Here is an 11,143-nt window from a genome sequence, read left to right on the forward strand (position 1 = left end):
ACGCCTGCGTGCGGAAGCGCGGCGGGCAAGCGCACCGTGACGCGAAGCCCTCCCCCGTCCCGGGGCGTGAAGGCCAGCGTTCCGTCGTGGGCCTGGACGACACTCTTGACGATCGCCAGGCCGAGTCCGGCACCCACGTGGTCGGCGTGGGTGCGCCGGGTACCGCGCTGGAACGGTTCGGTGAAGGTCGAGACCAGATCCGGGGCGAGCTTCTCGCCGGTGTTCTCGACGACGAGTTCCACGTTCCTGGGGTGAACACCGGTCGTGACCCGGACGGCGCCCTCCTCGGGCAGGTTGTGGACGATCGCGTTGTGCACGAGGTTCGTGGTCATCTGCAGCAGGAGCGCGGCCGAACCGATGGTGGGGGCCACATCGCCGGAGGTCTCGATGGTGACGCCCCGCTTTTCCGCGAAGGGAAGAAGCGTCTCAGCGGCTTCTTCCGCGGCGAGGGACAGGTCGACGTGTTCCCGGGCGAAGGACCGCTGGTCGGTACGGCTGAGCAGGAGCAAGGCCTCGGTGAGGTCGATCGCCCGGGTGTTGACGACGCGAAGGCGGTCGACGAGTTCGGCGGGGTCACGGTTCACGTCGTTGTGGGCCACTTCGAGCAGCGTCCGCGTGACCGCCAGCGGGGTGCGCAGTTCGTGGGACGCGTTGGCCGCGAATCTGCGCTGTTCGGCGACGTGGGCTTCGAGCCGTTCGAGCATCGCGTCGAAGGCGTCGGCGAGTTCGCGGAACTCGTCACTGCGACCGGGCAGCCGGATCCGATGGGACAGCGATCCACTCGCGGCCCTGCGGGTGGCGTCGGTCAGGCGGGTCAGCGGGGCGAGCATGCGGCCGGCGAGGAACCAGCCTCCCAGCAGCCCGAAGATCAGCAGGAAGACCAGCACCATCGACATGAACGGCAGGAAGGCGCTCAGCAGGAGCGAGCGGTCGATCAGGAAGTAGTTGTCGCGGGTCCGGATCCACCCGTTGGGCAGGAAGTACAGGTAGAAGACCAGGACGCCCCCGAGCAGCAGGGCACCCGCGAGCATCAGGAAACCGGCGTAGCTGAGGGTGAGTTTGAGGCGGACGCTCAAACCGGATTCCCTATCCACGCTCGTCCCCCGTGTCGATGCGGTAGCCGACGCCCGCCACGGTGGCGATCACCCAGGGCTCCCCGAGCCGTTTGCGCAGCGCCGAAACGGTGATGCGGACGGCGTTGGTGAACGGGTCGGCGTTCTCGTCCCACGCCCGCTCCAGCAGCTCTTCGGCGCTGATCACACCACCTTCGGCGGCGACGAGGACTTCGAGCACGGCGAACTGCTTCCGCGTCAGCGCGACGTACCGGCCGTCCCGGTAGACCTCGCGGCGGAACGGGTCCAGCCGCAGCCCCGCGATCTCCCGCACCGGCGGCCGGCTGTGCGCGCGCCGCCGGTCGAGTGCCCTGAGCCGGAGCACGAGTTCTCGCAGCTCGAACGGCTTGGTGAGATAGTCGTCGGCGCCGAGTTCGAAGCCCGAGGCCTTGTCGTCGAGCCGGTCCGCCGCGGTGACCATGATGACCGGCATGCCGCTGCCCGAGGCGACGATGCGTTCGGCGATCTCGTCGCCGGACGGGCCGGGGATGTCGCGGTCGAGGACGGCGATGTCGTAGGTGTTGACACTCAACATCTCCAGAGCGGTGTCGCCGTCACCGGCGATGTCGGCGGCGATCGCTTCCAGCCGCAACCCGTCGCGGACGGCGTCGGCCAGATAGGGCTCGTCCTCGACGATCAGCACACGCATACCCCGATGCTACGAACTTCCGCATATCGTCGGCCTATCGAAAAGCGCGTACGTGCCCGCAACACGACGCCGCCTTGGCTGAAGGCATGTCCTTCAGCGAAACAGTCCGGTCGCCGTCCAGGCTCGCGCAAGGCGCCGTCCCCGTCCCTGTGCCGGTCTTCGACGACGAGACCCCGGCCGTGGCCAACCTCGCCCCCGACCTGCGCGATGCCCTGCGCCGGGCGGCCGTGGACGCCGCGGGCGACGGGGTCGAGATCCTCGTCAACGGCGGCTGGCGTTCCCCGGAGTACCAGGACCAGCTGCTCCGTGGAGCGATCTCGAGATACGGCTCGGCGGAGGAAGCCGCCCGCTGGGTGGCCACCCCGGAGACGTCCGCTCACGTGTCGGGGGACGCCGTCGACATCGGGCCCGCCGCGGCCCAGGCGTGGCTGTCCGAGCGCGGCGCCGCCTACGGGCTGTGCCAGATCTACCGCAACGAACCGTGGCACTACGAACTACGTCCCGAAGCCATCGACGGCCGCCGTCCGCCGATGTACGCCGACCCGTCGCAGGATCCGAGAACGCGGCGATGACTTCAGTGTCCGTCGGCGGGCGGCCACCGGTGGGCCATCTCCCCGTCGAGGCGGAGGAACGACGACCGGAGGATGTCGAGGTCGAGCAGTCGCCGGAACTCCTCCAGATAGCGACGTTCCAGCTCTTCCCCGGAGGTGAACCGTTCCCAGCCGCCATCGTCCTCCCCACACTGCCACCACAACTCGCCGGACTTCGCCCCCGCCCACCAATGGCCGCGGAGGTTGCCCCGCCATCGGGCACCTCTGGCTGAAGCCAGCAAGTCGCGCGGAACGGTGGTCTCCGCGGGGTCGAAGCGGTGCAGGGTGCCCGACCGGTCGTCGATGTAGAGCCGCCCGCACTCCCCGCACTGCCACATCGTCCGGCTCGATTCCAGCAACAGGCCATGGTCGGTCCCCTGGCCCTCCTCGTCGTCGAGGACGTCGAACCAGTCCTGGTCGGCGACGAGGTACGCCTTGTTCCGCTGGAAATCGGTCTGGTCGACGATCAGGCCGTCACAGACGCACCGGATCTTCATCGTCAGACCAAACCCAGCTCTCGCGCGCGGACACCGGCTTGGAAGCGGGATTCGGCGCCCAGCGCGGACATCAGTTCGGCCACCCGGCGCCGGTAGGTGCGCACTCCGAGGCCGAGGGCCCGCGCGGCGGCTTCGTCCTTGACGCCGCGGCCGAGCAGGTCCAGGACCGCGGGCGCGAGTTGCCGGATTTCGGTGACCTGCGCGTCGTAGACGGCGAGGTCGGTCGCCGACCGCCAGGCCGTTTCGAACAGCGATATCACTCCCTGCACGGTTTCGGGCTGGGTGATGACGCTGTAGCCGCGTTGCCCGGCGGTGAGGTCACCGGCCAGGATCACCAGCCGCCGGTCCATGATGATCGTCTCGTTGACGTCCTCGGCGGAGATACGGACCTCCGCGCCGAGGCGATCGCGGATACCCGTGATCTCCTGGGCGGACACCGGGTCGAGCAGCAGCCCGGACCGGTAGATCTTGCGGATCCGCCGGTCGTCCCGGGGCCGTGCGGTCACCGTCGCGAGCTCCCCCGCCCGGCGGTCGGCCACCCAGGTCGCGAGGTCGTTGGCGGCGCACGCGAGGTCGGTCACGGTCCCGAACAGATGCCCGATCCGCCGGAACAGCTCCTCCTCGCCGTGCACGACGGTGACCGAATCGCCCGCCCGGGTCAGGCCGTCGTTCGTCCGCATGGCACCGATAGTGCCTCAACTCCCCGGCCCGCGACCAGCTGGCAACTTGTTGCCGTTTCCTGACGTCCGGCCGCCTCGTCGCGACGCTGGTGGACATGACGAACCTCCACGACAACGCACCGAACGCCGACGCCGCGGGCACCTGGCGGCTCGGCGACCGCACCGTCAACCGCGTCGGCCTCGGCGCGATGCGGCTGACCGGAATGCCCTGGGACGAGAAACCCAAGAGCCGCGACGACGCGATCGCCGTCCTGCGCCGCGCGATCGAGCTCGGCGTCGACCACATCGACACCGCGTCGTTCTACTTCACCCCCACCCGCTCGGCGAACGAGCTGATCAGCACCACGCTCCAGCCCTACGCCGACGACCTCGTGATCACCACGAAGGTCGGAGCGGGCCGGTCCCGCGACGGCGAGTTCGCGTTCGCGCGCCCCGACCAGCTGCGCGGCCAGGTCGAGGAGAACATCCGGCAGCTCGGCCTCGACCAGCTCGACGTCGTCAACCTGCGCTGGGGTGCCGGGATGGGCAAGGAAACCGGGTCGGTGGCCGAACACTTCGGCGCACTCGCCGACCTGCGCGAGGCGGGCCTGATCCGCAACCTCGGCATCTCCAACATCGTCGCCGGCCAGCTGACCGAGGCGATGGCGATCGCACCGGTGGTCTGCGTGCAGAACCGCTACGGCCTGACCGACCGGGAGGACGACGCCCTCGTCGACCTGTGCGCCGAGCACGGCGTCGCGTTCGTGCCCTTCTTCGCCGTCACGACCTCGCTTCCCGGCGCCCCCGCACAGGACGGCGTCGTTCCGGGTCTCGCCGAGATCACCAAGGTGGCCGAGGCGCACGGCGCGACCCCGGCGCAGGTCCGGCTCGCCTGGACGCTGCATCGCGGCGACCACGTTCTCGCCATCCCCGGCACCGGCAACCCCGCGCATCTGGAGGAGAACATCGCGGCGGGTGGCCTCCGGTTCAGCGAGGACGAACTGGCCCTCCTCGACGCGGTGACAGGCCCTTCGACCGGAGCCGCTTGACCGAACGCTCCCGTGAGTTACGAGCTCAGGCGGGCACGAGGAGTCCGAAGACCCGCACCGCGACCCTTCCTTCGGGCAGGGTCGCCGGACTGTCCGCGACCACCGCCTCACCACCGGGCCACGGCTCGCTGTCCAGGAGGACCTCGTTGTTCAGCAGCTCGCCGTCGTGGTGCGCGACGAACAACCGCAGCCCGTGCACCTTCCGGCCGAGCGGCTCCGCCCGCAGTGCTTCCAGCAGCCGATCGAGCAACGGCTCGGCGGAGGGCACCGTCTCGGCGAACAGGTTGATCTGCGCGCCGAGGACGAGCTCGAACGCACCGTCCGGGTGTTCGTAGCGCTCGCGTTCGACCTGGTCGGAAGCAGCGCCGGGACGCAGCAGCCCGTCGATGATCGGATGCAGCGCGCCGAGCATGAACATGTTCACCGCACGGCCGATCGCTTCCCGCCAGGTCGGGCCGTGGCCGGCGAAACTCTCGACCAGCCACGGCTTGGCCAGCGCGGGATGCGAAACCGCGAAGTCGACCTGGACCATCACCACACCGGCCGGGGCGGGATGGACGATGAGCTTCGTGTCGACCTTGGCGTCTTCGCCGAGCGGAATGCCGTGCTCCCGAAGGAATCCCTCGAAGACGGCCTGCGGCGAAGGCACTCCGCCGTCACCCTGCCCGATCGGCGCCAGGTCTTCGGTCAGCACGGGCGAGGAGAGTTCCAGATCCGCCATCGCCGTGCCGGACTTGAGTCCCTCGTTGATCACCGCGAAAGTGTTGCTGCGTAACGCGATCCGCTCGAACTCACCGCGATCGGCGTACTGCGCGCGGTCGTACGCGGCCGCGAACACCGGCTCCCGCGAGAGGCTGAAGGTCCCGCTGGGAGCCACCATCGCGTCCGGATACGTGACGTCCGGCAGCAACCGTCGCGTGAACGCCATCGGCAGGAAGATCAGCAGCCGTTCGGCCAGCCAAGGCTCCACTCCGGCCCCGGTCAGCCGCTCCCACACCTCGTCGTCCGTAGGCGGTTCCTCGCCTGCCCGGAACGCGGCGACGCCGACCTCGATCGCGGCGTCGAGTCCCCCTGATTCGATCACCGCGGGAGTCTAGCGATGGACGCGGCGATCCACCGCCAGCCAGTTCGTTTCCCACGTCGTCCCGCCGTCGGCCGAGAAGGCCTGTTCGAACCTCGCCTCGTCCGGGTTCGGGCGGGAGATGACGAAACGTACCTTGATCGGACGGCCGCCGAGCTGGTCGTCACCATGAAATCTGCCCACGCCGTCGTGGAAACCGCCGTACACCGCCGGGGTGAGCAGGCCGTCGCGCAGGTTGACGAAGGTCAGGCTCCAGCGCCGCGCCCCCGGTTCGTAGAGCCTCAGGTTCAGGGCGTCGATGCGGCCGTTCGGCCCCGAAACCTGGAACTCGAGGGCGTTCGCCCGCCGGTCCACGAGCGGGCGCACGGTGCTGGTGCCCGCGAACTGGAGCCATTCGTCCGCGGATTCCGAGAGCGGCTCGGCGAGGACCCGCACCGTGGACCGCCAGGTGCCGATCTCCCAGTCGAAGTCTCGTTGCCCGTCGGCGACCGCCGAGACCGCTGGAGCCGTCGAGGCCGTCGTGAGCAGGATGAGGGCCGAAAGGCCGGCGATCAGTATTCGTCTGTATGGCACGGTCATGGTCCGACTATCCGAGCGGAGCACGGCCATGGACAAGAAGGCACCTGCAGGTAACCCCTCGCGCCCCAACCCGCTGCCCGGGTGTCCGATGGCCGCGGCGTTCGCCGCGATCGGCGGGAAATGGAAGCTGACCCTGCTCTACTGGCTCGCCCACGGAGAGTCCCATTTCGCCGGCCTCCGTCGGCGCGGTGCGCCGATCACGCCCAAGGTGCTGGCGGAACAGCTCCGCGAACTCGAAGCCGACGGACTCGTCGAACGCGTCGAGACCGGGCCGGTCCCGGCGCGCGTCCTCTACCGGCTCACGCCTTACGGGACCAGCGTCCTGCCCGTCGTCGAAGGCGTGCGGGTCTGGGGTGAAGCCCATATCGAGCGCACGCAGGGCGCCGTCGCGGCGAACGCGGCGATGGGTTGTGCCGAAGCGCTCACGTAAGCCCTCGGTGGTCGTGAATGGCGATTCGGTTCAGAACACGAATCGCCACTCACGACACGATTCCTCAAGGGGCATAAGTCAGGCAGTTCGCGGCGTGGTCGCCACCGCCGGGGCCGATCCGGACACTGGTCGCCGTGCATTCCAGCGAGGAATTGTGACTGCAATCGGACCGCGAGCAGGCACCGACCTGTGCCGTCACCCGATCGAGGCCGCCCTTGGTGTTGAGCGGCACGAACGTCCCGCAATCGGCTGATCCGTTGTCACCGCCGACGGTGATGGCGAAAGCGTGACAGCCATCGTGGTTGTACGAACAGCCACTGACCGTGCATTCGTGAACAGCGGGCATCTCGGTGGTGGTCATAACGACTCCTGCGATTCGTGGTGGTGGTGTCGTTCGGTATGACCAGGGTTACACCGCGTTCCGCCCGCGGCAATTCGGAGAGCGCGACTCGAACCCATCGTGTTTTCGGTTCAAGCCGGGGTGCCGGAGAACTCGACCCGGTAGCGGGTGGGGGTGGTGGACAGTGCGGTGGCGAAGTGTTCGCGCAGGCGGGCGGGGGTGCCGAAACCCGACTGGGCGGCGACGGCGTCGATGGCGAGCGTGGTCGTTTCGAGAAGGTGCCGGGCCCGCGCGAGTCGTTGGGTGACAAGCCAGTTGTGGACGGTGGTGCCGGTCCGCGCGCGGAAGGCGCGGGTGAAGGTGCTGCGGCTCATATGTGCCTGGGCGGCGAGCCGGTCGATGCTCTGCGGTGTGTCCAGATTGGACTGAGCCCAGTTCAGCACCTGGGTCAGCGGGTCCTCGTCCGGGGCGGGGACGGGGAATTCGATGAACTGGGCCTGACCGCCGGGCCGATGCGGGGCAGCGACGATGCGGCGGGCGACGCGGTTGGCGACGACCTGGCCCGCGGCGCGGGCGAGCAGATGCAGGCAGGTGTCGATGCCGGCGGTCGCGCCCGCTCCGGTCACGACGTCGCCCTCGTCGACATACAGTTCTTCCGGGCGTAGTTCGACCAGGGGAAAGCGCCGCCGGAACGTTTCGACCCATTTCCAGTGGGTGGTCGCGGCACGTCCGTCGAGGACACCGGCGTCCGCGAGGGCGAAGACCCCCAGGCAGAGCCCGACGACGAGCGCGCCCCGTTCGTGGGCGCCACGCAGGGCGGCCGACACGGGCGACGGCGTCGGCGCGGCCGGGTCGGACCACCAGGGCACGACGACGATGTCGGCTTCGGCCAGCGCGTCGAGGCCGGCGGGCACGTCGATCGCGTAGCCCGCGCTCGTGGTCAGCAGGCCCGGCTCCGGGGCGGCCACCGTGATCGGCCACGGCTCCATGTCGCCCGCCGGGGATTCCGGCCCCCACACCAGCGACGGCACCGCGAGGTGGAACGGGCTGATCCCCTCGAACGCGAGGACGACCACTCTTGGAGCACTCACTTCGCCTCCTTCACCGATGTCGGCCGATCACGACCAGGACTGACCCGATTCCGTATCTCAATACCGGATCAGGTCAGTCAGGATGGTAGACGTCCCCACGGAAGCGAAGGAAGAACCGATGACCAGCACCACTCTCCGCGAGATCAGCGCCCTGCCGACGACCCCCGCCACGCTCGCGGCCGCCACGGTGATCCTCGTCGACTACCAGAACACCTACACGCGCGGCGTGATGGAGCTCGACGGCTGGAAGGAAGCGCTCGACGAGGCCGCCACACTGCTGGAGCGAGCCCGCGCCGAGGGCGCCACCGTCATCCACGTGATGCACGACAGCGGCGAAGGCAGCCCCTACAACATCCAGCAGGAGATCGGCCGGATCCACGAGCGTGTCGCGCCCGCACCGGGCGAAGAGGTGGTGGTCAAGACCGCGCCGAACTCGTTCGTCGGCACGCGGCTCGGTGAGCTGGTCGACGCCGCCGGCCACCAGGACGTCGTGGTGGCCGGGTTCATGACCCATATGTGCGTCACGTTCACCGCGGAGGGCGCGTTCCTGCGCGGGAACACCCCGACCGTGGTCGCCGCCGCCTGCGCCACACGCGCGCTCCCCTCCGTCGCCGGCCCGGTGACCGCCGCCGAACAGCATCGTGCCGCCCTCGCCACGGTCGGCGATCTCTACGCGGTCGTCGTCCCCACCGCGATGGAGCTCGGTTAGGCGAAGGGTGGGTTGCGGCATCGATCTTCCGCGCCCTTGATGGCACCGAAGTTCCTCCGGTCGCGCCCGCCGCCGCGGTCGCGGCCGAGGGCCTGCTCGTTGAGCAGCGGATCGACCAGATCCCGGCCGAAACCTCACCCAAGGATCGGGAATGTGCGGAGAACCAGCTCGCGAACCTCGGCCGTGACGCCGGTCCTTCCGAAATCACCGGGCCACGCGGGTCGCTCGCCAGAAGACTGTTCGTTTTTTTCGTGACAGCCGACTGACAGCGACAGCTTCTAACCTCCGGTTTTCCATCCGAAGATCGAGGAGAATCATGAGGAAGCCCCTGCTCGCCCTGGCAACCCTGCCCATCGCGGCTGCCTTGGCCACCATCGGCGCCGGTACCGCGTCCGCCACGAGCGCCGGGTCGGAGTCGGCGCTCGGCACGATGGCGAACTGCTCCGCGATCGGCGTTCAGAGTGACCGGGCCACGGGAACCTGTTACGACACCGCCTTCCGTGTGGGCGTCCGGTGCGGGCCCGAGTCCGGCTCCACCTGGCAGATCTTCTACAGCCTCTGGATGAACAAGGGCGAGACCGGGGTCGCCTCCTGCCCGGCGACGTGGGTGGCTTCCACCGCCGACTACGACCTTCCCGACTGATCCTCGCGTGAAGGTGGCCTTCCGCCGTTCCCCGGCGGAAGGCCACCGGTCAAGATGGGTTCGTGGCGACGAAGAAGCAGCGGGCCGGACGACGCACCGACGCGCTCTCGAAGGAGCGGATCGTCGAGGCCGCCGTCGAGCTGCTCGACGCGGCTGGCGAGGGCGGGCTGACGTTCAAGGCGCTGACCGAACGCCTCGCCACCGGTCCGGGCGCGATCTACTGGCATGTGGCGAACAAGGGCGAACTGCTCGCCGCCGCGACGGACGCCGTCCTCGGCGACACCCTGACCGTCCCCGCCGGCTCTTCGGGTGCGCCGCTGGACGAGATCCGCGGCGTCGCGCTCGGCCTGTTCGACGCGATCGTCGAACACCATTGGCTCGCCACGCAGTTCGCCCTGCAGCTCTCCCGGAAACCCTGGGGATCGGTGACGCCGAGGCTTTTCGAAACCCTCGGCCGCCAGGTCCGTGCGCTGGGCATACCCCAGGGCGACTGGTTCACCGCGACCTCGGCGCTGGTGCACTACGTCCTCGGCGCCGCGGGCCAGAACGCCGCGAACGCCCGGACCCTCGGGTCCGGTGTGGACCGCGCCGAATTCCTGGACACCGCGTCGAAGGCGTGGAAAGAGCTCGACCCCGTCGACTTCTCCTTCACCCACGCCATCGCGGACCAGATGCGGGGGCACGACGACCGCGAACAGTTCCTCGCCGGGATCGATCTCGTCCTCACCGGCATCACCGCTGCCCACCTGCCCTCGGCCGCCACCTGAGATCCGCTGGTCCCGTGGCAAAATCGGGCCAATGCAGATCGCGATGCTGGGGCCCTTCGAGGTGCGCACGGACGACGGCGGCTCGGCCGACGTGCCGGGCGCGCGGTTGCGCGGGTTGCTGATCGCCCTCGCGCTCGAACCGGGCCGGGTGGTTCCGAAGGCGTCGCTCGTCGACTGGATCTGGGGTGAACAGCCGCCCGCCGACGCGACGAACGCCTTGCAGCGCCTGGTTTCCCGGCTGCGCAAGGTGTTGCCGGAAGGAGCCGTCGAGGGCCAGACCGACGGCTACCGGCTGAAGGTGGAGCCCGACGCCGTCGACGCCGTGCGCTTCCAGCGTCTCGTCGGCCAGGCCCGCGACGGCGCGGATCCGCAACGGCTGCGCGAGGCCCTCGCGTTGTGGCGCGGCGCGGCCATGCAGGACGTCGGCCTGCAGGACAGCGAGTCCTTCGAGGCGGCGATCACCCGGCTCGAAGCATTGCGCCTGACCGCCATGGAGGACCGGTTCGACGCGGAGATCGAGGTCGGCCAGGGGGCGGACCTGGTCACGGAACTGACCGATCTGGTCGCCGCGCACCCGATGCGGGAACGGCTCGTCGCCGCGCTGATGCGTGCTCTCGCCGCGACCGGACGGGACACCGAAGCGCTGCTCGTGTACCAGCGGACGCGGGAGGCGCTGGCCGACGAACTGGGGGTCGACCCCTCGCCGGAGCTGTCCGCCGTCCACGTCGCGCTGCTGCGCGGCGAACTGGGACGGCGGGAGGAGAACCGGAAGACCAACGTGCGTGCCGAGCTGACCACGTTCGTCGGCAAGGACGCCGATGTCGCGACGGTCCGTGAGCTCGTCACCGGGCATCGCCTCACCACCCTGATCGGCCCGGGCGGCTCCGGGAAGACCCGGCTGGCCTCGGAAACCGCGCGCACGCTGCTCGGCGACCTGCCGGACGGGG

Annotated in this window: 15 protein-coding genes; 7 read left to right on the plus strand and 8 right to left on the minus strand. The window is 69.5% G+C overall.

Annotated features, from left to right (window positions below):
• The coding region (locus tag H5J31_RS38435; protein ID WP_236005648.1) for a sensor histidine kinase at positions 1 to 1,076 on the minus strand (1,076 nt) is incomplete at its 3' end.
• A 10-nt stretch (positions 1,077 to 1,086) separates the two neighbouring features.
• Positions 1,087 to 1,761: a response regulator transcription factor gene (locus tag H5J31_RS38440; protein ID WP_181777576.1), complete on the minus strand. Its 675-nt coding sequence runs from the start codon at positions 1,759 to 1,761 to the stop codon at positions 1,087 to 1,089.
• 86 nt (positions 1,762 to 1,847) lie between these two features.
• Between H5J31_RS38440 and H5J31_RS38445 the strand changes: the two genes are divergently transcribed.
• Complete coding sequence (locus H5J31_RS38445; protein WP_181777577.1) at positions 1,848 to 2,333, plus strand: M15 family metallopeptidase; 486 nt, start codon at positions 1,848 to 1,850, stop codon at positions 2,331 to 2,333.
• A 2-nt stretch (positions 2,334 to 2,335) separates the two neighbouring features.
• Here the strand turns inward: H5J31_RS38445 and H5J31_RS38450 are convergent, their stop codons facing one another.
• Entirely contained in the window at positions 2,336 to 2,848 is a 513-nt protein-coding gene (locus H5J31_RS38450; RefSeq protein WP_181777578.1) for a hypothetical protein, read from the minus strand.
• Between the two features lie 2 nt (positions 2,849 to 2,850).
• On the minus strand, positions 2,851 to 3,528 hold the full coding sequence (locus H5J31_RS38455) for a response regulator transcription factor (RefSeq protein WP_181777579.1): 678 nt from the start codon (positions 3,526 to 3,528) through the stop codon (positions 2,851 to 2,853).
• Positions 3,529 to 3,623: 95 nt separating this feature from the next.
• Between H5J31_RS38455 and H5J31_RS38460 the strand changes: the two genes are divergently transcribed.
• A complete protein-coding gene (locus H5J31_RS38460) occupies positions 3,624 to 4,556 on the plus strand; it encodes an oxidoreductase (RefSeq protein WP_181777580.1) in 933 nt (310 codons plus the stop codon).
• 25 nt (positions 4,557 to 4,581) lie between these two features.
• On the opposite strand, the gene H5J31_RS40515 is transcribed toward H5J31_RS38460, so the two are convergent.
• Entirely contained in the window at positions 4,582 to 5,640 is a 1,059-nt protein-coding gene (locus H5J31_RS40515) for a DUF6348 family protein (RefSeq protein WP_181777581.1), read from the minus strand.
• A 9-nt stretch (positions 5,641 to 5,649) separates the two neighbouring features.
• Entirely contained in the window at positions 5,650 to 6,216 is a 567-nt protein-coding gene (locus tag H5J31_RS38470; protein ID WP_207899487.1) for a hypothetical protein, read from the minus strand.
• Positions 6,217 to 6,304: 88 nt separating this feature from the next.
• Here H5J31_RS38470 and H5J31_RS38475 point away from each other — a divergent pair, with 88 nt between their 5' ends.
• Positions 6,305 to 6,646 (plus strand): winged helix-turn-helix transcriptional regulator, encoded by a 342-nt coding sequence (locus H5J31_RS38475; RefSeq protein ID WP_181777582.1) that lies wholly within the window; start codon positions 6,305 to 6,307, stop codon positions 6,644 to 6,646.
• A 64-nt stretch (positions 6,647 to 6,710) separates the two neighbouring features.
• Here H5J31_RS38475 and H5J31_RS38480 read toward each other — a convergent pair whose 3' ends face one another.
• Together H5J31_RS38480 and H5J31_RS40520 are read right to left on the minus strand one after the other, a co-directional pair.
• A complete protein-coding gene (locus tag H5J31_RS38480; RefSeq protein WP_181777583.1) occupies positions 6,711 to 7,007 on the minus strand; it encodes a DUF1540 domain-containing protein in 297 nt (98 codons plus the stop codon).
• Between the two features lie 110 nt (positions 7,008 to 7,117).
• Positions 7,118 to 8,077 carry a GlxA family transcriptional regulator gene (locus H5J31_RS40520; RefSeq protein ID WP_328701727.1) on the minus strand — a complete coding sequence of 320 codons (960 nt, stop codon included), beginning with the start codon at positions 8,075 to 8,077 and terminating at the stop codon, positions 7,118 to 7,120.
• 118 nt (positions 8,078 to 8,195) lie between these two features.
• Here H5J31_RS40520 and H5J31_RS38490 point away from each other — a divergent pair, with 118 nt between their 5' ends.
• From H5J31_RS38490 to H5J31_RS38505, 4 genes are all read left to right on the plus strand, one after another.
• Positions 8,196 to 8,786, plus strand: coding sequence for a cysteine hydrolase family protein (locus H5J31_RS38490; protein WP_181777584.1), 591 nt, complete (start codon positions 8,196 to 8,198; stop codon positions 8,784 to 8,786).
• A 316-nt stretch (positions 8,787 to 9,102) separates the two neighbouring features.
• Positions 9,103 to 9,429: a hypothetical protein gene (locus H5J31_RS38495; protein ID WP_181777585.1), complete on the plus strand. Its 327-nt coding sequence runs from the start codon at positions 9,103 to 9,105 to the stop codon at positions 9,427 to 9,429.
• Between the two features lie 62 nt (positions 9,430 to 9,491).
• Positions 9,492 to 10,196: a TetR/AcrR family transcriptional regulator gene (locus tag H5J31_RS38500; protein ID WP_181777586.1), complete on the plus strand. Its 705-nt coding sequence runs from the start codon at positions 9,492 to 9,494 to the stop codon at positions 10,194 to 10,196.
• Between the two features lie 31 nt (positions 10,197 to 10,227).
• A partial coding sequence (locus tag H5J31_RS38505) for an AfsR/SARP family transcriptional regulator (RefSeq protein WP_181777587.1) occupies positions 10,228 to 11,143 on the plus strand: 916 nt, incomplete at its 3' end.

The sequence above is a fragment of the Amycolatopsis pittospori genome (assembly GCF_013870525.1).
Classification (GTDB): Bacteria; Actinomycetota; Actinomycetes; order Mycobacteriales; family Pseudonocardiaceae; genus Amycolatopsis; species Amycolatopsis pittospori.